The organism is Gemella haemolysans (assembly GCF_901873445.1).
In the GTDB taxonomy this organism is placed as follows: Bacteria; Bacillota; Bacilli; order Staphylococcales; family Gemellaceae; genus Gemella; species Gemella haemolysans_C.
Genome location: NZ_CABFLN010000004.1, coordinates 27274 through 54255, shown reverse-complemented (window position 1 = coordinate 54255; position 26982 = coordinate 27274). Strand labels below are relative to the sequence as shown.

General features: G+C 31.1%; 21 protein-coding genes. 8 read left to right on the top strand and 13 right to left on the bottom strand.

Going from position 1 to position 26982, the window contains the following annotated elements; translation table 11 throughout:
• The 5 genes from JX287_RS00810 to nrdG form a co-directional block, all read right to left on the bottom strand.
• The coding region (locus tag JX287_RS00810) for a YSIRK-type signal peptide-containing protein (protein ID WP_204641343.1) at positions 1-3372 on the bottom strand (3372 nt) is incomplete at its 3' end.
• Between the two features lie 827 nt (positions 3373-4199).
• Complete coding sequence (locus JX287_RS00805) at positions 4200-6224, bottom strand: glycosyltransferase family 39 protein (protein ID WP_204641342.1); 2025 nt, start codon at positions 6222-6224, stop codon at positions 4200-4202.
• A 2-nt stretch (positions 6225-6226) separates the two neighbouring features.
• Entirely contained in the window at positions 6227-7228 is a 1002-nt protein-coding gene (locus JX287_RS00800; protein ID WP_204641341.1) for a glycosyltransferase family 2 protein, read from the bottom strand.
• Between the two features lie 162 nt (positions 7229-7390).
• Positions 7391-9541, bottom strand: a complete 2151-nt coding sequence (locus JX287_RS00795; RefSeq protein ID WP_204641340.1) for a YhgE/Pip domain-containing protein — start codon at positions 9539-9541, stop codon at positions 7391-7393.
• A 126-nt stretch (positions 9542-9667) separates the two neighbouring features.
• Positions 9668-10315, bottom strand: a complete 648-nt coding sequence (gene nrdG, locus JX287_RS00790; protein ID WP_204641339.1) for an anaerobic ribonucleoside-triphosphate reductase activating protein — start codon at positions 10313-10315, stop codon at positions 9668-9670.
• A 212-nt stretch (positions 10316-10527) separates the two neighbouring features.
• Here nrdG and pcp point away from each other — a divergent pair, with 212 nt between their 5' ends.
• From pcp to JX287_RS00775, 3 genes are all read left to right on the top strand, one after another.
• Positions 10528-11175 carry a pyroglutamyl-peptidase I gene (gene pcp, locus JX287_RS00785; protein WP_204641338.1) on the top strand — a complete coding sequence of 216 codons (648 nt, stop codon included), beginning with the start codon at positions 10528-10530 and terminating at the stop codon, positions 11173-11175.
• A 172-nt stretch (positions 11176-11347) separates the two neighbouring features.
• A complete protein-coding gene (locus tag JX287_RS00780; protein WP_204641337.1) occupies positions 11348-11752 on the top strand; it encodes a MarR family winged helix-turn-helix transcriptional regulator in 405 nt (134 codons plus the stop codon).
• A gap of 12 nt (positions 11753-11764) precedes the next feature.
• Positions 11765-13147, top strand: coding sequence for an MATE family efflux transporter (locus tag JX287_RS00775; protein ID WP_204641336.1), 1383 nt, complete (start codon positions 11765-11767; stop codon positions 13145-13147).
• A 49-nt stretch (positions 13148-13196) separates the two neighbouring features.
• On the opposite strand, the gene srtB is transcribed toward JX287_RS00775, so the two are convergent.
• The 3 genes from srtB to JX287_RS00760 form a co-directional block, all read right to left on the bottom strand.
• Positions 13197-13994 (bottom strand): class B sortase, LPKTxAVK-specific, encoded by a 798-nt coding sequence (gene srtB / locus JX287_RS00770; RefSeq protein WP_204641335.1) that lies wholly within the window; start codon positions 13992-13994, stop codon positions 13197-13199.
• Between the two features lie 98 nt (positions 13995-14092).
• Positions 14093-14416 (bottom strand): heavy metal-binding domain-containing protein, encoded by a 324-nt coding sequence (locus JX287_RS00765; RefSeq protein WP_204641334.1) that lies wholly within the window; start codon positions 14414-14416, stop codon positions 14093-14095.
• A 24-nt stretch (positions 14417-14440) separates the two neighbouring features.
• Positions 14441-15430 carry a lipoate--protein ligase gene (locus JX287_RS00760; RefSeq protein ID WP_204641333.1) on the bottom strand — a complete coding sequence of 330 codons (990 nt, stop codon included), beginning with the start codon at positions 15428-15430 and terminating at the stop codon, positions 14441-14443.
• Positions 15431-15607: 177 nt separating this feature from the next.
• Between JX287_RS00760 and trpS the strand changes: the two genes are divergently transcribed.
• Together trpS and JX287_RS00750 are read left to right on the top strand one after the other, a co-directional pair.
• Positions 15608-16624: a tryptophan--tRNA ligase gene (gene trpS, locus JX287_RS00755; RefSeq protein WP_204641332.1), complete on the top strand. Its 1017-nt coding sequence runs from the start codon at positions 15608-15610 to the stop codon at positions 16622-16624.
• Between the two features lie 72 nt (positions 16625-16696).
• Positions 16697-17440 (top strand): DNA/RNA non-specific endonuclease, encoded by a 744-nt coding sequence (locus tag JX287_RS00750; protein ID WP_204641331.1) that lies wholly within the window; start codon positions 16697-16699, stop codon positions 17438-17440.
• 40 nt (positions 17441-17480) lie between these two features.
• Here JX287_RS00750 and psiE read toward each other — a convergent pair whose 3' ends face one another.
• Positions 17481-17882: a phosphate-starvation-inducible protein PsiE gene (gene psiE / locus JX287_RS00745; RefSeq protein WP_204641330.1), complete on the bottom strand. Its 402-nt coding sequence runs from the start codon at positions 17880-17882 to the stop codon at positions 17481-17483.
• A gap of 135 nt (positions 17883-18017) precedes the next feature.
• Here psiE and JX287_RS00740 point away from each other — a divergent pair, with 135 nt between their 5' ends.
• From JX287_RS00740 to budA, 3 genes are all read left to right on the top strand, one after another.
• Positions 18018-18569, top strand: a complete 552-nt coding sequence (locus JX287_RS00740; protein ID WP_204641329.1) for a GNAT family N-acetyltransferase — start codon at positions 18018-18020, stop codon at positions 18567-18569.
• 320 nt (positions 18570-18889) lie between these two features.
• A complete protein-coding gene (alsS, locus tag JX287_RS00735; RefSeq protein ID WP_204641328.1) occupies positions 18890-20566 on the top strand; it encodes an acetolactate synthase AlsS in 1677 nt (558 codons plus the stop codon).
• An 83-nt stretch (positions 20567-20649) separates the two neighbouring features.
• Positions 20650-21345 carry an acetolactate decarboxylase gene (gene budA, locus JX287_RS00730; protein ID WP_204641327.1) on the top strand — a complete coding sequence of 232 codons (696 nt, stop codon included), beginning with the start codon at positions 20650-20652 and terminating at the stop codon, positions 21343-21345.
• 97 nt (positions 21346-21442) lie between these two features.
• Here budA and lpdA read toward each other — a convergent pair whose 3' ends face one another.
• The 4 genes from lpdA to JX287_RS00710 are packed head-to-tail and all read right to left on the bottom strand — an operon-like array spanning position 21443 to position 26698.
• A complete protein-coding gene (gene lpdA / locus JX287_RS00725) occupies positions 21443-23191 on the bottom strand; it encodes a dihydrolipoyl dehydrogenase (protein ID WP_204641326.1) in 1749 nt (582 codons plus the stop codon).
• A gap of 58 nt (positions 23192-23249) precedes the next feature.
• Positions 23250-24638: a dihydrolipoamide acetyltransferase gene (locus tag JX287_RS00720; protein ID WP_204641325.1), complete on the bottom strand. Its 1389-nt coding sequence runs from the start codon at positions 24636-24638 to the stop codon at positions 23250-23252.
• Positions 24639-24669: 31 nt separating this feature from the next.
• Positions 24670-25662, bottom strand: a complete 993-nt coding sequence (locus JX287_RS00715) for an alpha-ketoacid dehydrogenase subunit beta (protein ID WP_204641324.1) — start codon at positions 25660-25662, stop codon at positions 24670-24672.
• Positions 25663-25717: 55 nt separating this feature from the next.
• Entirely contained in the window at positions 25718-26698 is a 981-nt protein-coding gene (locus JX287_RS00710; RefSeq protein WP_204641323.1) for a thiamine pyrophosphate-dependent dehydrogenase E1 component subunit alpha, read from the bottom strand.
• Between the last annotated feature and the right edge of the window lie 284 nt (positions 26699-26982).

The following is a 26982-nucleotide window of genomic DNA, read 5'->3' as shown; positions in this document are numbered from 1 at the left end:
CTCTGGTTTTTCTGAATCTGCCGGTGTTTCTTCTTTTGGTTTTTCCTCTACAGGTTTTGTTGAATTACCTTGATTTCCTGATTCTCCTGGTTGAACTGGCTTCACTGGTCGCTCTGGTTTTTCTGAATCTGCCGGTGTTTCTTCTTTTGGTTTTTCCTCTACAGGTTTTGTTGAATTACCTTGATTTCCTGTTTCCTCTGGCTCCACCGAAGTACTATCCTCATTAGGATTAATCTTAGGATCTGCCGGCACCTCTATAATTTCCGGCTCACTAGCTACTTCTTTTGTCCCTCTTGCTATAATTTTATCTGTTTTCTCTTTCTTCTCTACAGTTACTTTTTCTGTAATTTCTCCCGTTTTACTATTTAAAATATACGTCGTTGTCGTAATATTTTTACCATCTTCTCCTTCTCGTTTTACAACATCTTTTCCTTTTTCTACTGAAGCATCTTCTTCATAAACAACTTCCCTTGGAATTGTAGTTTCTTTTATTTTTGTCTTAATCCCTTTTGTTATAACTGTATTTACAGCTTCTGTTCTTGCTGAAATTCTATTTATTTCTTCTACAGTATTCGTCTTTTTATTTAATCTTGATTTTATAGTTGTAACAACTTTACCATCTTTTCCTGTAGTTTCACTAATATAACCATAATCTTTTGTATCATCACCAGTGTAAGTTACTTTTAATGGTAGTTTTTCTTCTTCAGTTGTCGTTACTATTTCTCCATACAATGCTTTAACATTCACATTTACATCTATTAAATCAAAACTATCATCATTATATACTACTTTTGCTCTTCCCTCTTTATTTCCAGAACTTGAAGTATTTGGTTCAGTTTCCCATATAATATTTTTTATAGGTAGATTATTTTTCTCAATAGATAATTCCGCGTTAGCTTCGTCTCCTTCATATAGCTCATAAGATTTCTTAGTTGGTTCATAATAATCTTTTTGGGTTTTATTTAAAATAGATGAAGCTTTACTTATTTCTTTTTCCAAATTAGCAAATTTATTTTTTTCTTCCACTAATTTATCGTAAGTTTCTATTCCGTCTAAATTCCCCTTAACTTCTTTTAAAAGACTATTATACTTATTTAACAATTCATTTTTTTGACTATTAAACTCAGTTACTACTTCTGACGGTTTTAATGTAGTATTAGTATTTTCGAATGTTTCCAAACTATTAGTTACTCTTGCTATCTCATCTGTCAATAAAGTTTTATCAAGTTTTAAATCACTAACCGAAGTCTTATATTCTTCTAACAATCTTTCTAATTCTTGAGTTAAAGCTTTTATATCTGATTGTTTGGCAGTACTATTTTTTAACAATTCTTCTACTTTTTGTAGTTTAGTGTCTAATTCTACTTTTTTTGCATCGTAACGATTTTTTGTTTCCGTAGTTTTATGCTCTGTGTCTACTTTCTTCTCTTTTTCATCAGATGCTTTCTGTTTAACAACTTTCAACTCCTCAAAATTTGGTAACACTTTTACTACTACATTTATATTAGGATTTACCGTTTTTCCTAGATAACTTATTGTTACTGGTAAAACATAATTTACCGCTGTTGGTTGAATTTCATTAGGAATATTTATATTCAATGTTGCTGTATTAGGTAAATTATCTAAATTTAATTTTTTTAATACTTCTTCTCTTGATATTTTATTTAACGCTAATATTTCTACTGGATTTTGATCTTTCAATGAAATTTTTATATTCTCATTTACTATTTTTCTTACTTCTTCATCCGTTGGTTCTACTATTTTTAAGTTTTTCAGTATTAGATTTTCTTTCCCTTTACCGCTAACTCCAGTTCTTTCACCTATATTAAAATTATCATCATCATTCAACATTGCTGAGAAATAGGCATTAGAACTATGCTCTCCTCCCTCTATGTAGGTCATAACATCTTTATCATTATATAATAATCCTACGAAGCTATCTCCCCTCATTCCATAGTGTTTAATTTTCCCTTGTTTTGCTAATTCCTTACTTAAAATACTTTTCTTATATAAATCACCATTTGTTCTCGAAGCATTGATTTTCGGAGCATTAAACGTTGTAGCCTTTTTAAAAACATTATTGTAAAAGTTTCTATATTTTTTAGCCGCAGAATCAATCCAATACCCATTTTCCTCATTAGCCAACCTATTTAACTTAACTACAGCGCGTTGAGTCAGATATCCTCCTAAAGAATGTCCCGTAATATAAAAATTCTTTATGTCTTCTCTTATACCTATCTCTTTTATTATTTCTTCAATTTCTTTACCTTGCTTCGGATCTTGCCCTGCTGCAATAACCCCATCATTAGTAACATCCGCACCACCTTTTGTTCCTCTTATTGCAAGAACATGAACTAAACCGTCTGGTAAAATTGGCAATACACTTTTTGTCTTAAATAATACTGCATCGAGTCCGCTAGCATTATGATAAGTTTTATCAATTTCCCAATAACCAGCAAGCTCATTATGCATAAGCTCATACACATTTTTAGCTTTTTCATCATCTTTTACATTATTATCGGCAGCAGTCCACTTATAGTCTTTATTTAAAACTTTTTTAATATACTCATCATCACGATATGCCAATTTCATAAACATAGCCATATCACGATCGGTCACATACCACTTGAAATTATCATCATCCCCTGATTTACTTAAATCACTTTGATCATGGTCTATCAATCCATCACCATCCGTATCTTTTAAAAATGGATGCCCATAGTAACCATAGTAAGTTTTTCCATCTTTTTCATAAATATAAATCTCTCTACCATTCTTTGCAGTATCTCCATCCTTATCTTCATTTGCTTTTAATGGTGTTTTTCCAAAAAGTAAATTATCAATTTTACCATCTTCTGTTGTTATCAAACCTTTTGAAATTTTCTCGAAATCATCATCAGTTGCAAATCGTTTTGCAGATTCTCTTTCTGAATCTATAGATCTTTTCCCACGAGATTTCGGTTTTCCAGCAACAGTCTTGTCCATAGAACTCTTTTCATCTATTGAGTCAGCGTTCTTTTCTGTTGAATAATTTTTTTCTCCACTTTCTAATCCAGCTGCATCTATAGAATTTTTTTCTTCTATTAGATTACTTTGCTTTTCTGGCGAATTATTTTCTTTAGCATTATTTGAAACATTTTTTTCCACATTACTTGTTTCATTTGCTATATTTACTTCATTTTTATAATTTTCTTTAGGTTTTTCCTTTTCTATAATAGTGCTATTTTCTTTATGTATATTTTCAGAGTTGGTTTCGCTTGCTAAAGCTGGTGTTGCTAAAAATATAAAAGCTCCTACTAATACTGAAAATGTTCCTACACTGAATTTTTTTATTGAATATTTCAACACCTTATTTTTATCTCTATTTTCCATTGGAACTCCTTACTATATATTAAATGTTACACAAAATTGAAAGATAAGCATACAAAATCTAATCTATAATCTCATTATTTTACAACTACCTAAAAGATACAAAAAATTTTAAATGTATATATGAAAAATTTTTCACTAAACATTAAAGTGAAATTTTCTAAAATAAGCTTATAAATTTCATAAAATATTTCACATTATAAATCTTATTATTTCTAAATTATGATAAAACCCGTTAAGTATCCTTATTTTAAAAATATCTAACCTTAAAAGTCATTGCCTTAATAATTATTTTCCTATTAAACTTCTACTAAAAAACTTAAAATCAATAAAAATACTAACAACAAAAATATATAATCCTTTTATTAACTAGTATATATTCTTTTTACAGTTAAATAGTCTATTTCCTTCAAGTTCTATTTTAGAGTTTTAATATTTATTTGTCAAGAATTTACAATAAATATTTTCTTTGTTCAAAGTCGCAATATTATTATATTTGTATCATAAATTCATTTTTGATAAATAAATAAAATTATAAATAATAATGCACACTATTGAATATAAAACTAACTACTGCATACACTTTGTTAAAATTTAGATTTTTTAAGTCAGCACCTTTCATTATATAAAAAGGGAGTGACTCAAAAATCATGATTTCTTAAGAAACAAGATTTTGTAGAGTCACCCCCGCAAAGTTTATTAGATATCAAAAAGCTATTATACAGCGAATTTAGATATCAACAAACCACTAAGTATATGAGTTATCATATAAACTTTTTTTAAAAATCTTTTTAGTTAACCTTATTATACTTATTTTAAATTCTATATCCCTAATACCACCAAAGTTTTTTGTATCTATGTCCAATTTGTAATGATAGATCTTTTTTATTTTGATCTGCTCCATTAATATATAGTTTTCCTGCTTCATACATATCTACCATTTCATTTGGTACACTTGAAATTACTATGCTACCATTATTATCACTTTCTATTTGTGAGAATTTCACACTGTAATCTCCGGCTGGAAGATCATCAAAGTACCAACGTAATGTATATGTTTGCAGAGGAATTTCCCAATACAATTCACGATATACAAATTCATGTTCCCTTACAACTTTATTATCTTTTTTATCAATAATTTCTACTTTGTATTTCGAATTATTCTTCTCATCATAAGATGAAATATATCCACGAACATAATTAAAACTTCGATTCGCTTTAAACGTTTGTTCTACTTCAGTATCTTTATTAACTCTAACTATTCCATCACGCAGATAATTATCTGTTGCATATATACTAATACCATTAATTACACGTGAATCATAGTCTAAGTTCATTGAATACGATGGTCTTAAAAAACTATCACTTCCTACCTGAAGTGCAAAAACTATTCCAAAAGCAATATAAAGTTTTTTCTTGTATTTATCAAATATTATAGCCTCATATCTTTCAGCAAATAAAATTAAACCTTTTGCTCCTAAAATAAAAATTATTGGCATCCATGCATAAACATATCTAGGTTTTGCTTCCCAAATTAAATGGAACATAAATACTCCAAAAATAATAATTTGGAATAAGAAACAAGATGTTATATACTCTTTTCTACGTTTATAAATGTAATAAACCATTCCAAATAAGATTACTACATACATCATTTGAGAAATATAGATAAAGAAGCTATTGTCACTTCCATAGAACAGTTGCCATAAGAATCCATCTCCATCTCTTAATGCACGAGTACCATTCGTGTAGTTTATAGTACCGTCACTCCAATTACCTCTTATTTTAAGAACTATCATAAGTAAATTAAGGAAAAATGGTCTATGAGTCACCCTATTAAAGAATAAGCCGAGGTCATCAGTCATTTTATTTTGACTAAGATATGTAAATTGGAAATCTTGCCAGTTATAACTTCCACCTTGAATACTCATTCCCATCATTACCCAGTGTAACATAGGAAATCTATAACCATCATCTTTCCAGAATCCATAGTGTGCCCAAAGCATATCGAATCCTTTGCCAAAGAAGATAAATGCAATTCCGAAGGTTACTAGTAATAATACCAAATTTTTGTACCATTTAAAAAATAGTAAGTACACAATTAATGCTGGTAAAATAATAATAATATTTGATCTAAGATTCCAAGCAAATGCTACTAATATTGCCACAGCTACAATATGCTTGGTTCTAAAGATAAAACTCCCATCCGACGGGATAAGTACATATATTATTAAAGCTACCATGATTACCATCAAAGTATCAGAATAGTAGAATAAACTGTACATTTGAAATGGTATGTATAAGATCATTAAACCAAGAATTATTGTTTGTTTTTGTTTTGTTAGTAATTTTCCAGCAGTTTTATACGTTAAGAATATTGTTGCCGTTGTTACTAAGAAACAGAATATATGCAACATCCAAACTTCAGAAACATGTAGAAATGCTGCTATACGATATATCCAATAAAGGATAATAGTAGGTGTAATATTATTAGGATAAACTAAAAAGTATCTCTCACCTGAAAATTTCCCATAGTTTAACATATAGTGTGCTTCATTTTCTATCTCTGCACCATCTGAAAAGTTTAAGGTATCCATCGATAATATTATTGCCTGAAATACTAAGTATACTAATATTATAATTCTATTATATTTTTTTAATCCTACTTCATCAGTTGCTAAAATTTTCTTTACTGCATAAATAAATAATATGAATACAACAGGAACTCCTAAAAGTAACGCAAGTGGATTCAATATTCGTTCATATACAAACGGTGCTACATAAGCCCAAGTTAAAGCAACTGTGAAAAGCGCTATAAACGCATATGAAAATACATTATGAAGTATTCGCCTCATATTTATCTCCTATCCTTTCTGTTAAGATGATTAGCAAACATTATCGGAGACATTGCTATCATTGTTTTGTTAACAAATGTATCACTTTCAAAATAATTTTTTCTTGATTTTATCAATTCTAAAATTTCTATTTCCTCGGACATATTTTCATGCATTCTCAACACATCAAAAAGTAAGTATCCGCATAGAAGATTTAAACTTTCTTCATATTTTTTGTTTTGTTTAAACTCTTCTATTTTATTTACTGCAATCATTATTCTTCTAGTTGAAGCATCTATCATTGCATTGTTTCTCACTGATTTTTTTTCTAATAAGTCTTTATATCCAACTTTTCCAATTTGACTAACCTTTCCTGCTATATCAAAAGTTTTTAATTTAAAATATAAGTTCTCTAAAGCAAGCATGTCTTCTTGAAATCTTAAATTATAGATATCTAAAAATTTTCTTTTAAACATGCATGAAGTAATGTTATAGTTTAAATCACTTTTCAATCTTTTAATTTCTTCTACTAAATACTCTTGACCAGATGAAATCTTTTCATCTAATATACTAGGATATCCATCTCTAGTTAACATTACAATATCAAGATTATTTTTAGAAATCTCATTATATAAAATCTCTAAGTAATTTTGTTTTAATTTTGAATTTTCTTCTACAAAAACAACATATTCTCCTTTAGCAAAATCTAATGCACAATTTTTCGCTGACGAATTAGATCCTAGTTGTTTTTTTATATAATTTATTTTACTACTGTCGACTGCAGCAACCGCTTCTTCTATTTCTGAACTAGAAAGATCATCAACTACTATCACTTCAAAATCTTGGAAGCTTTGATTAAATAAATCATTAATTATTTCCTGTAATCTTTTCACACTTCTATATGCTGCTATAACTACAGTAATTTTCGTTTTATTCGTTGTTTTTATTTTTTTTATTAAAATTTCATTTCCCAAAAGCATTGTATCTAAAAAGATATCTTTTGTTCTATCTAATGTTCTAACCATAATCTATCCTCTATATTTTAAGGTTTTATCTTTTAATTATATCATAAATACTAAGTTTTTTCATTTAGTATGAGAAAACAAACAAAAGAAGTGACTCAAAAGTTTTGACTGCATTAATCAATCCCTTTGAATCACTTTATTAAAATTTAAAAAATATAAATCTTATAAGAATAACTTAGAACGTTCTCTTTCTCTACTTAATTTAGCAGAGCGTGCTTTTAGACTAACTAGAATCGCTCCACCTACAAGAACGATAATTAGATATATAAATAATATTTTTATATCACGGTGCACAGCTGGAGCATATACACCACCTACCGCTTCACGTAGTAATCCTATTGAATAAGTGAATGGTACTTTTGGATATAATGTTTGGAAGAATTTTGAAGTCATCTGAATCGGGAATGTTCCACCTGAGCTTCCTAATTGCAGTACTAATAATATAATACAAACTGCTTTCCCTACATTTCCTAGAATACATACTATTGTATAAATAATTGATGAAAATAGTAAAGATATTAATAATGCAAATATAACAAATCTAAATGGTGATGTCGCCTGAGTACCTAGAACATACATATCACCTAAAGTTATAATTAATGTCTGGAATAAAGAAATTATTACAAACAATAATCCTCTTCCAAAGTATTTTTGATATGGTTTATATTTATTTTCTTCATCTTCTACCTTAGTAGTTAATAACGAAGACATTAATAATGATCCAACCCAAATAGATAAAACTGTATAAAATGGAGTCATCGCTGATCCGTAGTTTTCTATATGATAAAGTTTATTCTCTTGAAGTTTTACTGGATTTGCGAAAAATTCAGCTTGTTTCTTATAATCGACTTTTAATAAATTAAACAGTTGGTTTTTATCTACTTCTCCATCAGCTTTTTTTATTTCATCTGTTAGTTTTTGAATTTTACTTTTTGCTGATGGCATATGAGCTTGTAATGTTAATAATTTACCATGTGCATTACTTATTTTCGCTTCAGTTTCTGATAATTTTCTTTCTACGGCTGGAAGTTCTCCTTGAGCTTGGGCTATTATTCCACTCACTTTACCAATATTAACATCTGCCCTACTAAGAACCTGTGATATTAATGGAGAAACTTCATCATTTAACTTAGTATTCATATCTGTTGAAAGTTCGTTTATTCTAGCTGATTTATTTACAAACTCTTCTTTCAAAGTATCTGTAATTTCATCATAGTGATTCATCTTATTATAAATATTAATATTAATCTCTTTTACTTTATTAATATCATTTTCTAGAGTTGTCACTTTTGATAATTGATTATTAAATAATTTTTCATTAGATAGGTTATTAAAATATTCGAAAATATTCTTTACAAGCTGGAGTCTTTCTCCACTAGCTTGAAGTCTGCTATCTAAAGCTTTTTGTCTAGCTTTAATTTCTTCTGTTCTATCTGGTTTTTGTTGAATTTCTTTTGCTATAATATGTGCTTCTTTAGAGACTTCTTCAACTACACTCAAATGATTGCTAATAATAGGTAACATTCTATCATTAAATCCTTGAATATTGTTAATTGTTACACCTGCTTTATCAGCTAGCATAATACTATTAGTCGCTGCTCTATCTATTTCAGGTAAAGTATTTTGAACTGTATTTAATATATTATAACCATGTTCTACTTTTCCTATTAATTCACTTAAACTCGCTTCATACGTAGAAAAGTTTTCATTCAATTTGAAAATTTCTTGTTTAGCTTTTTCTATTGATGGTAAATTTTCTTCAAATTTAATACCGGCTTCATGCAGTTTTTCAAAAATTACTCCATTTGCCGTTTCAACGAAACTCTTACTAATATTATTTGCAATTGCTGAAGCTCCACTATTAGTTATTTTAGGACTAATAGCATTAATCTTCTCATTTACCGTATACTCAATTGTCGCCCTTTGAGGTTCTGTTCTACTAACAGAAGTCATATCTTTACTAAAGTTTTTCGGAACTACTATACTAGCATAATAATCACCTATTCTTACTCCGTCCTCAGCTTCTTGTTTATTAGATACAAACTGCCAATCTAAGCTCTTATTACTTTTTAATCCCTCAACTAAACTATTACCTAAGTTTAACTCTTTACCATCGACAGTAGCACCATTATCTTCAGATGTAACAGCAACCTTTATATTGTTAGTATGTCCATAAGGATCCCATGATGATAGTATATTCGGCCATGCATACATCGATGGTAAAAATATTAATCCTACTATAATTATCCACGTATTAGTTTTTCTAAATACTTCTTTTATATCCTTTCGAAAAATTTCAATAATATTTTTCAACTTTTAATCTCCTCTCTATAAATTAATTAACAAAAATAATTAGAGATATTATATATCCCTAATTATTAACTTAAATATTATATCATGAAAAACTTTCTATTAAAAGTAATTTCATTTCTAGTATTACTATTCTAAATATAACACTACATTATCCTTACTCGAATTTTTTAAATCTATAATTCTTTGGTTACTACTCCCTCTAAATCTTAAACTTAGATCTTTCAAATAAATCATGAACGGTCCATCTACCAATACATCACATAGATTTAATAATTCTTTTTTATCCTCACTAGCATTTAAGAGTTGTTCATATGTATAACCACTGTATACCCAGATATCTTTTGTTGTACCGAACTCATCTCTAACTCTTTTAGCTAACGTTCTAGCTACCTGAGTATTAAGGAACGGCTCTCCTCCTAAAATTGTTAGTCCTTGTACATATGAATTACTTAAATCTTGTATTATTTGATCTTCTACTTCTTTTGTGTATAATTGTCCAGCATTAAAGTTTTGAATACTTTCGTTAAAACATTCTTTACAAGCAAATAAGCAACCACTTAAATATATTGAACACCTTACTCCCTCTCCATCAACGAATTGAAATGGTTTATAATCAGCATATTTTTTCTTAGAATAAGCTTCTGCTAACCAAGTGTCGTTAGCTTCTTTAAATGTTCTCATCATACACTTATTAGTAACATTTTTCTTAGTAGCACTATATTCAGAATTATCTATCGTACTAATAATTGTTCTTAATTTCTCTTCTCTAGACAAAATTCTCACCCCTTATGTTTTAATAATATCACTTTTAATAATCAATTACAATTTATCTCCTAAAATTATAAGAATACTATTTTAAAATTATCCAAACTGTTTTATAATTATTATAATTTAAAAATTTAATTAATTGAGATGTGATAATTACCATGGAATATTATTAAGTTAATTATTACAATATATTTTTTATAAATATTACGAGGTGCATTATGAGAGTATTAATAACTGGTTTTGATAAATTTGGTGGCGAGAGTATTAATCCTTCTAGTTTATGTGTTAATAGCTTACCAGACAATATTGATAATATAGAAATTAAGAAAATCACTTTACCAACAGTCTTCAATGACAGCTCACATGTCTTAGAAGAAAATATAAAATCATTTTCTCCCAACATCGTTATATGTGTCGGTCAAGCTGGTGGAAGAAGTAAGATTACACCAGAACGTATCGCTATTAATATTGATGATGCTAGAATCCCAGATAATATTGGAAATAGCCCTATTGATGAAACCATAAGAAAAGATGGTGAAAATGCATATTTTTCTACACTGCCAATAAAAGCAATTGTTGATGAATTAAATAAAAATAATATCCCTTCTGCTATTTCTAATACTGCTGGTACTTTTGTTTGCAATCATATTATGTATGAATCTTTATACCTAACTTCAAAAAAATATCCAAATATTAAAGCTGGATTTATTCATATCCCTTATATTGAAGAACAAGTTAAAGATAAACCTAATATGCCTTTTATGAAAAAAGAGGATATTATTATTGCTTTAGAATTAATAATAAAAACTGCTGTAAATTACTTTGATAAAGAAGATACAAAAGTAACAGGTGGTTTAGAGCATTAATTATCTCTATGTATTTATAGTAGCTCAAACAGAATTTAATTTTCAATAATAACAAGAAAACACTGAAAAGAGAGTATGAAACATATTATTTTCAGTGTTTTCTTTTTTATATTGACAAAATAGTATACTAAGTATATAATATATAAGCTATATTATTTTAGGTGGTGAATTTATGTTAAAAGATGCATTGGGTTATAAGCTTATTACGCTATTAGAGAATATGAGAAGTTATACCAAACAACCTTTATCTGAGATTGGTATTACACACGGACATTTCATTACTCTTATTTACGTTTCGGAAAATGAAGGTGTTACTCAAGCGCAACTTGCTGAGATACATAGAAAAGATAGAAATATTGTTGGACGTAATATTGATGCACTAGAAAAACAAAATTATGTTATTAGAAAGCGCGGGGTGAAAGATAGACGTTCTTTTACACTACATTTAACTGAAATAGGTAAAGAGGTTTTATCAACTTACTCTAATCTACTAAACACAGCTGAAAAAGAAGTTCTTAAAAACTTGACTGAAGAAGAAATTTCTACTTTCTTCATACTATTGAATAAAATAACTTAAGGAGGAACTTATATGGAAAAAACACAAAATTATATAGAAAATCCACTAGGTACAAAACCTATAAAAAGACTACTTATATCATTTGCATGGCCCGCTATTACAGCTAATATTATTAATGCAATGTATAGTGTAATCGACCAAATTTTTATTGGGCAAGGTGTTGGTTACTTAGGTAATGCAGCAACAAATGTCGCCTTTCCTCTTACAACTATTTGCTTAGCTATAGGTTTAATGATAGGAATCGGTGCCGCTTCTAACTTTAATCTGGAACTAGGTCGTGGTAATCCTGAAAAAGCGAAATCTGTAGTTGGTACTGCAGTATCGTCATTATTTATTATAGGTATTATTATTACAATTTTAGTACATATTTTCTTAAAGCCACTTATGTATGCATTTGGATCTACTGATGAAATTTTAGAATATGCGATGACATTCGCTGGAATTACTTCTTTAGGTATTCCATTCTTACTAATTTCTATTAGTACTAATCCAATTGTTCGTTCAGATAATAGTCCAAAATATTCGATGTTGGCTATTATTTTTGGTGCTGTTCTTAACACTATTCTTAATCCAATCTTTATTTTTGGATTCGGTTGGGGAATTGCTGGTTCAGCTTGGGCTACAGTAATAAGTCAATTCTTATCCGCGATGATTCTTGTATTTTATTTCCCGAGATTTAAAAGTGTTAAATTTAATAAACAAGATTTCATACCTAAGCTACCTTTATTAAAAGTTGCAGCTGGATTTGGTATGCCTTCGTTTGTTTTCCAAGGATCTAATATGATTGCACAAATCGTAACAAACAACCTATTAAATATTCACGGTACTAATTCTGTATACGGCAACGATATTCCCATTGCAGTTGCTGGTATTGTAGCAAAAATTAATATCATATTTATTGCAATAATTATCGGGCTAATTCAAGGGGCTCAACCTATTTTTGGGTACAATTACGGTGCACAAAAATATGAACGTGTTCGTACTACAATGAGATATACTATGAAATACGCGATGATTATTTCGATAACATTCTTCTTAATCTTTGAGATTTTCCCTAAACAAATTGTTAGTCTATTTGGAAATGGTGATGCACTTTACTTTGAATTTGCAGTTAAATATATGAGATTCTTCTTGCTATTTACATTTATAAATGGTGTACACATTTCAAGTTCAACATTCTTCTCTGCAATAGGAAAACCAAAAATTGGTGTTGCTATAGCTCTAACTAAACAACTTATAGTGCTAATACCAATGTTATTTGTTCTTTCTCATTTCTTTGGAATTGATGGAATAATCTATGCCACTCCAGTAACAGACCTTTGTGCAATTTCAGTTTCACTATTCTTTTTGATTAGAGAATTTAAAATGATGCCTAAACATAATGTTACTACATAGAAAAAAGCAATCTAGTGATTAAAATCACTGGATTGCTTTTTATTATTTATTATCTTTTAGCTACATATTTTAATTCATCTTTATGTTTAGCTAAGAAATCGTTCATTTCACTGTCTGGGATTTGACGTAGGTATAGATTAGATCTGATTGTCTCATCTTCTTCACGGCAAGTAGATAATACTAAATATTTGTCTGTTGCTTTAAGTTGAACACTATCATTCTTAGTTGTTGCGTCTTTTTTAACATTAGTTAATTGGCTCAAGAAATCTTCATCACTTTCAAAATCTAAACGATAGAATGAAGTTGTTTCTGGTACGATTGTTAGGAATGCTACTTCATAGTAATATTTTCTCTCTGGAGTTTCAATTACTACATATTTATGATTGTCCATATATTCTTGTTTGTCATAATAGTTAACATCATTAAACATACGGTGATCTCCTACTTTACTTCCACGAGCATGTCCGAATAACCAAGTTAATCTATCATGAAAGTCTTTCTTATTGTCCATATCCATAAATACAGTACCAAGGTAAGGAACATATCCACCTTCAAAAGTTTTATCTAAGTATGTTTCATTGTCATTAGTTTGTACTACAGGTTCATCTAAATCTGTACCTGGTACATAAATATATCCTACAGTCTCATTATTCGTCCTAGTTAAATCTGAAAAACGTTTTGATAAATAATCTTTCTCTTCTTGGCTTACTTTATAAGTTGATTCCGATGAACTAGAACTCGAACTTTTATCACTACTACATCCAGCTACAAATACAGCTGATGCCACTAGAGCGATTGTTAAAAGTAAAACAGAGAAAATCTTTTTGAAATTAAATATTTTTTTCACTACATTTTTCCTCACTATTTAGATTTTAATTACTGTTTAACATTATACAATATCTTATAAAATATTGCTATTAATTTTATTTTTAATATTTATATATTTTATCTTACTACTACAGCTGTTCCTGTAGCTGTTACTAAAAGCATATTATTACCGTTACTTCCAAGTCCATCGAAATCAATTCTAACTCCAATAACCGCATTAGCACCCATCGCTTCTGCACGAGCTTCTAATTCTTTTAAAGCTTCCGCTCTTGCTTGAATAATTTCATCTTCATAACCTTGGCTTCTTCCCCCAAAGAAATTTCGAAGCCCTGCTCCTATATCTTTAATGAAATTAATCCCAGCTACTACTTCACCTGTAGCAAATCCTTTATATTCTACTATTTCCATTCCTGGAACAGTATTAGTTGTTGTGATTATCATAATACATCCCTCCAAAATTATTTATTAATCTACTAAGATATCTACTACTTCTTCTAATGTTGCTCCTAAGAAGTATGAATTAATGTCAATTTGTTCTAATACTTTTTGAACATCTTCTTTTTGGTATTTTACACCTACTAATTTTTTAGCAATATCTTCTACATCCATTACTCCGAAGAAGTCACCAAAGAACTTGATGCTAGTTATTGTACCTTGTTCTACCATGATATTAGCTTCAATTTTACCTGTTTTAAGTCTTCTATTACGTTTAATATTGAAGTCAGGATTTTTACCATATACCCAATCCCATGAGTTATTTTTTTCTTCTTGGATTGCTAAGATTGCAGCTTCATCTTCTTCAGTTGCAACAAAATCAGTCATTTCGTATTTTTCACTCATATATTTTTTCAGTGCAGCTACGAAATCTTGAACTGTCATGTCCTGGTTTGGAAGGTGATCTTTAATATTTGTTACACGTGAACGTACTGATTTGATACCTTTTGATTCAATTTTATCTTTAGATACTTTTAAAGCATCCGCTAAAACTGATGTATCAACATCAAACATTAAGCATCCGTGGTGCATAATACGCCCATTGCGTACATATTGTGCGTTACCACAGAATTTTTGACCATCGATTTCAAGGTCATTACGGCCTGTGAATTCCGCTTTAACTCCTAATGAATCTAATGCATCCAGTACTGGTTGTGAGAAAGATTTGAAGTCGAATTCTTCACCGCTTCTTCCGTTTGAAATAATTGTATAGTTTAAGTTATTTAAATCGTGATAAACGGCACCACCACCACTAACACGGCGAACGATTTTAATATCATTATCGTCACAGAATTTTTGGTTTACTTCTTCTGTTGTGTTTTGGTTTTTACCAACAACGATACATGGTGAGTTTATCCATAGCATAAACACATCATCTTTTTCTGCAAGTTCATTAAAAGCATATAGCTCTAATGCTGTATTGTAGCGTGGATCATTACTTTTTGATTCTATGTATATCATATTAATCTCCTTAATAATTAACTATTTCTTTATCTCTTATTATAACACTTTTTGCTAAGTAAAACACTAAATTTTTATCCGAAATGATATTTTTTATACTAATTCAAACAAACTTTTCATATATTATGGTATAATTATAAAGAATTATTAAAATTATTATAAAGGAGTTACCCTTTTATGACAAAAATTATTTTAACTGGAGATAGACCAACTGGTAAACTGCACTTAGGACACTATGTTGGTTCTTTAAAAAATCGTATTGCTTTACAAAATGAAGATGATACTGAAATATTTATTATGATTGCCGATCAACAGGCACTGACTGATAATGCTGATAATCCTGGAAAAGTCATTGAAAACATTACAGAAGTTGCACTTGATTATCTTGCTGTTGGAATTGATCCTAGCAAGACTACTATTTTTATTCAATCACAAATCCCACAACTTGCTGAATTATACATGTACTACATGAATTTAGTATCAGTTTCTAGATTACACCGTAACCCTACTGTTAAACAAGAAATTAATGACAAAAAATTCGGTGAAAGTATTCCTGCAGGATTCTTCACATATCCTGTAAGCCAAGCTGCTGATATTACTGCTTTCAAAGCAACACACGTTCCTGTAGGAGAAGATCAAAAACCAATGCTTGAACAAACTCGTGAAATCGTTCGCGACTTCAATAGAACATATAATAAAGAAGTTCTAGTATTACCAGAGATTGTACTACCACCAAAAAATCATGCTCGTCTTGTTGGTATTGATGGACAAGGTAAGATGAGTAAGAGTTTAAATAACGGTATTTACTTAGGTGATAGTGAAGAAAACATTAAAGCTAAAATCATGAAAATGTATACTGATCCAAATCACATTAAAATTGAAGACCCTGGTCAAGTAGAAGGAAATGTAGTATTCACGTACCTTGATATTTTCGATTCTCGTACAGATGAAGTTGCGGAGCTGAAAGAACACTACTCTCGTGGAGGTCTTGGTGATATGAAACTGAAACGTCGTTTAAATGATGTAATGCAAGATTACCTACGTCCTATCAGAGAACGTCGTGAAGAGTTTGCAAAAGATAAAGCAGAAGTTTATAGAATGCTTAAAGCTGGAAGTGAAAAAGCTGAAAGAGTTGCAGCTGCTACTTTAGATGAAGTAAAAGATGCAATGGGCATTAATTATTTCAAAAAATAAAATTAATTTTTTGGGGAAGAGCTTAACTCTTCCTCTTAGTTATTTAACTTACTATAAAAATAAGGAGGTCTTATGGCAAAAAGAAAAAAACAACAATTTTCGTTATTTTCAATCATCTCTATAGCTATAGTTGTTCTAACTGCGTTCACTATTACTTACTATACTAATAAATCATCAAATAAAAATACAAATACTACAACTTTTACAAGTGTCTCAAAAATTCCTGATGATGTAATAAACTCTTTAACTGCACCAAAAGAAAGTGAAGCTACAGATAATAATAAATATAGGATATTAAACAACAATAATCCATATTTTGCTAAAGAAGATTTATCTACTAGTTCTTTTGAAAATTACAGTCCGTTAGATAAACTTGGTCGTGTTGGACAAGCTAATGGGATTATCGGCACTGATTTGATGCCTACTGATAAACGTGAAGAAATCGCACACGTTCGTCCAAGTGGTTGGCAAAGTAATCGTGGTACCCATGTTTATGATAGATCACACCTTATTGCCTTCCAACTTGCCGGTGAAAATGATAATGATAAGAACCTTATGACAGGAACAAGATTTATGAACCTTAATATGATTCCTTTTGAAAATGAAGTTGCTGACTACGTTAAAAAGACTAAAAAACATGTTCGTTACCGTGTAACTCCAGTATTCAAGGGTGATGACCTTGTAGCACAGGGAGTAATTATGGAAGCAATGTCTGTTGAAGATAACGGTAAAAGTGTTAAATATAATGTATTTTTACCAAACTTCCAAAAAGGTGTAACTATCGACTACAAAACAGGAAAATACACAGTAAAATAAATAAAACTAAGACTTCGAACAAATTTTCTCGAAGTCTTTTTTAATCTTTTTTTATAAATTTTTCAGCAATAGCTAAACTAATTACTAATAGTAAAATCGCAGCTGCCCAGATTAAAACACTTTTAGGATCATCATGTTGAACAATAATCAATCTTATAATTGCTGTGATTCCAATATAGATAAAATACCTAAGTGGGAAATGATAATTATTTTTAAAGTATTTAACTATTAAAGCAACAAACTCAAAATATAAGAAAAATACTAATATTCCTTCTACAAAGTGTTGATAATTTCCCTGTTCGACAAGGAATTTTGATCCTTCGTGGAATATTTCTTTAGCTTCCATTATCAAACCAAATGACAATAATATCCCTATAATCAATAATCCGATATTCATAATCCAAAGAAAAATATCAGATATTATCTTACTAAATTTTTCCATCATTCACCTCTTTAATTTTTCTATAAAATATATTATATCATAATCCCCTTTAATATAGGAATAAGACTGCTTAAACTAATCCATATATATTTTTTTCGATATCTCTTATGTTATAATATAAAAAAGGAGATTTTTATGATTATACTGAAAAAGATAGAAGAAAAACATTTAACTGATTTATACAATGTAATATACTCATCAGAAACTCCAGAATGGAGTAAGTACAACGCCCCCTACTTTAATGATTTTAAGTTAATTGATTTAGATACCTTCCTACTTAAAAATCATCATGAATATTATTTAAGTGACCGTGTACTAGGAATATTTTTAAACAATAAACCTATAGGAATTGTTACTTACTATTGGGAATGTTTTGCTACTCGGTGGCTAGAGATTGGAATAGTAATTTATGAGCAGCACACATGGTCAAAAGGAATAGGCTATACATCATTAAATGAGTGGATTAAAATCTGTTTTAATAAATTCCCTGATATCCAACACATTGGACTTACTACTTGGAGTGGTAATCCTCGAATGATGAGATTAGCTGAAAAACTTGGTCTTATATGTGAAGCTAGAATTAGACAGGTTAGATATTTCAACGGTGTTTACTATGATTCTGTAAAATACGGAATATTGCGAGAAGAATATTTTAACAACAATTTTTTACCACCTCATAATAGGTAATATGGGAGTGACTCAAAAATCGTGATTTCAAAGAAATCGATTTTGTAGAGTCACCCCCGCAAAGTTTATTAGATATCTAAAAAGCTTTTATAAAGCGTATTTAGATATCAATAAACCACTGCGTCTATGAGTTCTCATATACACTTTGTTAAATTTTATGACTTTTGGGTCAGCCCCATTCTTTGCAATATTTACATAGAATACATATAAAATTGAATTTCAATAGCAATCATATTAGTATTCTATTCTTGAAAAAATTATAATATAGAGTTAGAATATTATTATATATTTTTTAGTCTCATGATTTAGGAGGAATAATAATGAGTGAACATTTAGAACAACATTCTCGCCGTGGGGCGGAATTAGTTGTAGATACATTAATAAACGAAGGAGTTAAACACGTTTTTGCTATACCAGGTGCAAAGATAGATGCTGTATTCGATGCACTTGTCGATCGTGGACCTGAGCTTGTAGTTGTACGTCATGAACAAAATGCTGCTTTTATGGCTCAAGCTGTTGGGCGTTTAACTGGAAAACCTGGCGTTGCTCTAGTTACTTCAGGACCTGGTGTCAGCAACCTTGCTACTGGACTTATTACTGCAAACTCTGAAGGTGACCCTGTTGTCGCAATCGGAGGTCAAGTTAAGCGTTCTGATTTATTAAAACAAACACACCAAAGTATGGATAATGTTAGCCTTCTTCGTCCGGTAACTAAATCAGCTGTTGAAGTTGGTCATCAAGATAGTATTTCTGAAGCCATTACTAATGCATTTAGAAAAGCTAAAGAACCTAAAAAAGGAGCTACATTCGTATCGCTACCTGCAGACGTTATAAATGAAAAAACTTCTGTGAAAGCTATCAAACGACTTAGAGAACCAATTTTAGGGATAGCAGATCCAAAACACGTTAGCGACTTAGTTGAAAAAATAGAAAATGCTGAGCTTCCAGTTCTTTTACTAGGAATGAATGCATCAACTAAAGAAGCTACAGAAGCTATTCGTTTATTAGTCGCTAAAACAGGTATTCCTGTTGTCGAAATGTTCCAAGCTGCTGGAGTAATTTCTCGTGGTTTAGTTCAACATTTCTATGGTCGTGTTGGATTATTTAGAAATCAACCTGGAGATAGATTATTACATAAAGCAGATTTAATAATCTCCATCGGATATGATCCAATTGAATATGATCCGGTATATTGGAATACAAATAAAAATGCTACTCTAGTTCACATTGATGATACAATTGCTGTTATTGACCGTGACTATCAACCTGACATTGAACTTATCGGTGATATTTCTGAAACATTAAAATGTATTTATAACGGAAATCCTAAAGTAAGAATATCTGAAGAAAATCTATCATACTTAAAAGAACTTCAAGAAGAAATAGTAAAACGTGATGAACCCCCTAAATCAAAAATAGAAGGACGTCTTCACCCACTAGAAATTATTCAACAAACTCAAAATGCAGTATCTGACGATACTATAGTAACTTGTGATATTGGATCTCATGGAATTTGGTTAGCTAGACACTTCCGCTCTTATGAACCTCGTCACCTACTATTCTCTAACGGTATGCAAACTTTGGGAGTAGCTCTACCATGGGCGATTGCTTCTGGATTACTTTATCCTAATAAGAAAACTTTATCAATTTCTGGTGATGGAGGATTCTTATTCTCAGCAATGGAACTTGAAACTGCCGTTAGATTAAAATCTCCTATTGTTCACGTAGTATGGAACGACTCATCTTATAATATGGTTGCCTTCCAGCAGGAAATGAAATACGGTCGTGATTCTGCAGTTCATCTTGGTCAAGTAGATATTAAAAAACATGCAGAATCTTATGGAGCTGTGGGAATGCGTGCAACTACAAAAGAAGAATTTGCAGAATGCTTAGAAGAAGCTTTCAAAATTGAAGGCCCAGTTGTTATTGATGTTCCTGTTGATTACAGCGACAACATCAAACTTGGTGAAACTCTTCAAGATAGCTACTTAAACTAGTTTTAAAGAGCTACTAGTTTCTATTAAACATGATTCAAGTTTTCTCTTGTTTCTAAAATATAAAATATAAAAGGAGAATTATTATGTTATATCAATATAGCACTATGGCTGCACTAATGGGTGGAGCATTTAGTGGAACTACAACTGTAGAAAAATTACTAAAACATGGTGATTTTGGTATTGGTACTTTTGAGGGTGTCGATGGAGAAATGATTATACTAAATGGAGAAGTTTATAAAACTGATAGTAATGGATTCTCTACTTTACAGCCTAAAGAAGCAACTTCACCTTTTTCAAACATTACTAAGTTTTCTACAAACTTTAAAAAAGTAACTACAACAAGTTTTGAAAATTTAAACAATGATATTAGTGAATATCTAAATCCGAATTATTTTTATGCTATAAAAATAACTGGAGTATTCGATAAAATTGATACTCGCTCACCTAAAAAACATGAAAAACCTTATCCTCCTCTTCTAGAAATATTAGAAACACAAAGTATATTTAGCTACGAAGATAGTAGAGGTACAATAGTTGGCTTCTTTTCTCCTAAATATACTCAAGGAGTTGGTGTAGGAGGATTCCATCTTCATTATATTAGTGATGATCGTACTCAAGGTGGTCATATCTTTAACTTCGATATTAAAGATGCTACAATTGAAGTATCTAAACCATTAAATTTCACACTAGAATTACCTAAAAGTGAAGAATATAAAAATGTAAATATTAATTTAAAAACATTACATAAAGAAGTTCATGAGGCTGAAAGTTCTCGTTAAAACTTATCTCCAAGCAAATTTTGCTTGGAGATATTTTTATAGTTGGACACTACAAAAAAAGCAACTAGTAATCTAGTTGCTTTCTTCATTATTGAAATTATTTTGATTTTTTCTTAGGTGCATGGATACACATATCGATACAGTCAGCCATTGCTTCATATAAGGCTTCTGAGTATGTTGGGTGACCATGAATAATATCCATAACATCATCAATTGTCATTTCTGTTTGGATTAATGTTGAACCTTCATTGATAATTTCAGCTGCAACTGGTCCTACAATGTGGATACCTAAGATTTCTCTGTACTTAGTATCCATAATTACTTTAACGAATCCTTCACCGTGGTTAGATGCTAATGAACGTCCGTTAGCTCCAAAGTTGAATCTACCAACTTTAACATCATATTGTTCACGAGCTTGATCTTCAGTTAATCCAACCATCGCGATTTCTGGGTGAGTGTAGATTGCCGCTGGAGTAGCTTTAAGATCAACTTTTTTGTGGTGACCCATTGCATTTTCAGCTGCGATTTCTCCCATCTTAAATGCTGCGTGAGCTAACATTTTAACTCCGTTAATATCTCCAGGAGCATAAATTCCTTTAATAGAAGTTTCCATGTATTCGTCAACTTTAACACGTCCACGTTCCATTTCGAATTTATCAGCTAATTCTCCAAGACATGTGTTATCTGGAACACGTCCAATAGATAATAATACTTTGTCAACTGCGATATCTTCTTTTCCTTCTACTTTAACTACTACTTCGTGACCTTTATCAACGATTTCTAATAGTTTAGTAGATGTAAGAACATTGATACCTTGTTTTCTGAATTGTTTTTCTAATGCTACAGAAGCATCTTTGTCCATGTTTGCGATTAGACGATCAGCCATCTCAACGATAGTTACTTTAGAACCGAATGTAGAGAATGCTTGCCCTAACTCAGAACCAATTACTCCACCACCGATTACTGCTAAACGAGATGGTACTTCAGTGATATCTAAGAACTCATCACTTGTAAGAACTTTATCACTATCCATTCCTGGAATGTTAATTCTACTTACTTTAGAACCACCAGCTAAAATTACATTATCAGCATCGATAGTTTCTTTTTCGTCAACAACAATTTTCTTATCAGCTGTTAGACTTCCTACTCCGTTAAATACTTTAACACCGTAAGATTTAAGTAATCCAGCTACTCCACCAGATAAAGTTTTAGATACTTTGTTTTTAACAGCTACAGTTTGTTCCATATCAACTGTAAATGCATCATTTACAAGTTTGACACCACGATCTTTTGCAGAACGGATGTAGTTAATGATTTCTGCATTGTGTAAGAATGTTTTTGTTGGAATACATCCACGGTTTAGACATGTTCCACCAAGTTCACGGTTTTCTACTAATGCTACTTTTCCTCCTAATTGAGCCGCTTTAATAGCTGCTACGTATCCAGCAGGACCTCCACCGATAACTGCTACATCATATTCTCCACGACGTTCACGTTTTGGTAATACTTCTTCTGCTTTAGTTTCAGGTACTTTAACATCAGCTGCTACTTCTTTAACAACTTCTTGAGCTGCTGCAGTTGCACCATCAGCTCCTGGTACTGCTTCACCAGGTTGTCCAATCCAAGCGATTGTTTGAACTACTGGTACAGTTGATCCAGCTGGGTGAAGAATTTTTAATAATGTTCCACTTGCTTCAGCTTCAACTTCCATATTAACTTTGTCAGTTACGATTTCAAGTAGGACTTCACCTTCTTTTACTTCGTCACCTTCTTGCTTAAACCATTGTACGATTTCGCCTTCTTCCATTTCACTTCCGGCTTTTGGCATAATAACTTCTACTGCCATGTTATAATCACTCCTTAATACACTTTTCTCTTATTTTCTTCTATATATTATATCATTATTAAATTAGTAATGATAGTGGATTTTCGATAGCTTCTTTCAGAGTCTTCATGAATTTAGCTCCTTCTAATCCGTCAACAACACGGTGGTCCGCTGTTAATGTTAATGTCATAATTGGTCTTACAGTAACTTCACCATTTAATACTACAGGTTTTTGAACAGTAGCACTTACACCTAAAATAGCTGTATTTGGTTGGTTAATGATTGGCACGAAGCTTTTAACTCCATACATACCTAAGTTACTGATTGTAAATGTTGAATCTGCCATTTCATCTGGTTTTAATTTACCAGCAAGAGCTTTAGTTGTAATTTCTTTAGAAGCTACTACAAGCTCTTTAAGACTCATCTTATCTGCACCTTTAATTACTGGTACTACTAATCCGCTATCCATACCAACAGCGATTGATAAGTTTACATAGTGGTGTAAATACATTTCTTTTTCATCACTTGATAATGAAGCATTTACATATGGGTGTTTCATTAATGATTTAATTACCGCTAATGAAATAAAGTCTGTAACTGTTGCTTTTTTACCAGTTTCTTCGATAATTGCATCAACAACTTTTTTACGTAATGCTAATAATTCAGTCATATCAACTTCAACATTAACTACGAATGTTGGCGCACTGAAGTAAGATTCACTCATACGTTTAGAAATAACTTTACGCATTGGTGACATTGGTACAGTTTCAACGATTCCCCATTGATTTTCATTTGGCGCTTTAACAGATTTTTTACCTGGTTGAGCAATTTCTTCTTTTTTAGCTGGTTCTGGTTTTGGAGTACCGTTAAGCACTGCAAGAACGTCAGCTTTCATAATCTTACCATTTGGACCTGTTCCAGCGATACTTTCTGTATTAATTCCTTCAATTTGCGCAATACGTGCAGCAAGTGGGGAAATTTTAACTCTAGAGTTAAGTTTGTAATCAATTACGTCTTCTTTGTGAATACGACCTTTCGCACCAGTTCCTTTAACTTTAGATAAGTCGATTCCTTTTTCACGAGCATATGCTCTTGCTGCTGGTGTAGCACGAAGACCTGAATAATCTATTACTTCAATTTCTTTTACTGGTGTATGATCAACTTTTTTCTCAACAACAGTTTCTGCAGGAGCTACTTCTCCTGTAGAGCTTGCACCTGGAATTGCTTCACCTGCTTCACCAATCCATGCGATTGTTTGAACAACTGGTACAACATCCCCTGCTTGTGCTAATATTTTTAACAAAGTTCCGCTTGCATCAGCTTCAACTTCCATATTTACTTTATCTGTTACGATTTCTAATAGGACTTCACCTGCTTCGACATGGTCACCTTCATTTTTGAACCATTGTACGATTTCGCCCTCTTCCATTTCACTACCGGCTTTTGGCATAATAACCTCTACTGCCATGTTTTATTCACATCCTTCGCTAACTAAATTTTTATTTTTTATTTACAGCTTTTTTAATTGTTTCTTTGATGTCTTCTACATCAGGTACAACTAATTTTTCTAAGTTTTTAGCTGATGGAATGTTAGTGTCAGCTCCTGCAACACGGTAAATTGGGCTATCTAAGAAATCAAATGCATCACTTTCTGCGATACGAGCAACGATTTCTCCACCAAATCCACCTGTTTTGAATGAGTCGTGACAAACTACTAATTTTCCTGTTTTTTGTACAGATTTAACGATTAAATCTGTATCTAATGGTACTAATGTAATTGGGTCAACTACTTCTACTGAAATTCCTTCTTCTTTTAACTCTTCAGCAGCTTTTAAGCTACGCTCTAACATTCTTCCCCATGATACTAATGTTACATCAGTACCTTCTACTTTGATGTCACCTTTTCCGATTACACCAACTTTACCTACTTCAACTTCACCTTTACGTCCAAATAACGCTTTTGGTTCGATGTAGATAACAGGGTTGTTATCTCTGATTGCAGCTCTTAAAATTGAGTAAACATCTCCTGCTGTACCTGGTGCTACTACTTTAAGACCAGGAATGTGACAGAACCATGCTTCTAGAGCCTTACAGTGCTGTGCAGCAGCTCCTGTACCTGCACCAGATGCACAACGATATGTAACTGGTACTTGTACTTCTCCACCTAACATATAACGCATTGGTGCTGCTTGGTTAACAATAGCATCCATACCAATTGTTACGAAGTCCATAAATGTTACATCGATAATTGGACGCATACCAACTGAAGCAGCCCCTGCAGCAGCTCCACAGATCGCAGCTTCACTGATAGGTGTATCGATAACACGTTCAGAACCGAACTCTTCTAACATTCCTACTGTAGTACCGAAGTCACCTCCGAAGATACCAACATCTTCACCCATTAAAAATACATTTTCATCTTCACGCATTTCGTGAGTCATAGCTTCTTTTATGGCTTCACGAACTGTCATAATTTTTGTTTCTTTAGTCATAACTATTAATCTCCTATTATATAAAATATTATTTAAATTATTTTAACCTAAAATATTAGTCAGCGTAGTTATCTTGGAATGCAATTGAACCATCAGCAAATGGTGATTCTTTAGCAAATTCTACAGCATCATCGATAGTTGCTTTTGATCTATCTTCGATTTCTTTTAATTCTTCTTCTGTAGCAATTCCATTTTCTAATAAGTAGTTTTTATATTTTACGTTAGGATCTTTAAGTTTCCATTCTGCTACTTCTTCACGACTACGGTATTTACCAGCATCTGAAGCTGAGTGTCCAAACCATCTGTAAGATACTGCTTCTACTAAAACAGGACCTTTTCCACTTCTAGCGTGGTCGATAGCTTCTTGCATTGCATCGTATACAGCTAATACATCGTTTCCGTCTTCAACATGAATTCCTTTAATTCTATATGAAGCAGCACGCTCAGTAATTTTTTCTACACGCATACATCTTTCTTGAGCCATTGAGATACCATATTTATTGTTAATTACGTAAAAAATAAGTGGTAAATCCCAGTTAGATGCCATATTTAAGCATTCGTGGAAACTTCCTTCGTTAGTAGCTCCGTCACCCATACAACAAATAACAACATTACCTGTTTTTTTCATTTTTTGAGCTAGAGCGGCTCCAGTACTTAAACCGTGTCCTCCACCAACGATACCATTACATCCCATGTTTCCTTGTTCAAGGTCATAAACGTGCATACTTCCTCCACGTCCTTTACATTGACCTGTTTCTTTACCAAGGATTTCAGCCATCATACGGTCAATTTCAATACCTTTAGCAATTGTTTGCCCGTGACCACGGTGGTTAGAGTACATTAAGTCTTCTTTTCTTAATGGATAAATAGCTCCAACGTTAGCTGCTTCCTCTCCTACTGAATAGTGAGTCATACCGTGAACTAGACCACGAGAGTATAGTTTACTTAACTCCATATCAAAATCTCTAATAAGGTGCATTAATTCATACATTTCTAAATGCTCTTGTTTAGTTAAATCTTTTGATGTTTTTACCATAATAACCTCCAAAGTTTGTGTATATATTTATTAAATGTGTATAAATTATGTTTTAATCATATATTACTTTATTAATATACAATGTTTCCGAAAAAAAGTCAAATTAATAAACTCAATAAAATAACAATATTTATCTCAGTAATATTTCTCCCCTCTGTATTATTACAATAGTGATATATAAGTGAACAGAGTAACACAGGTTTCATTCATTTCTATACATTATACTTCTTCTTGTAAGATACTTTATATAAACTTTTTTTCAATTTCTATAGATACAGAATGAA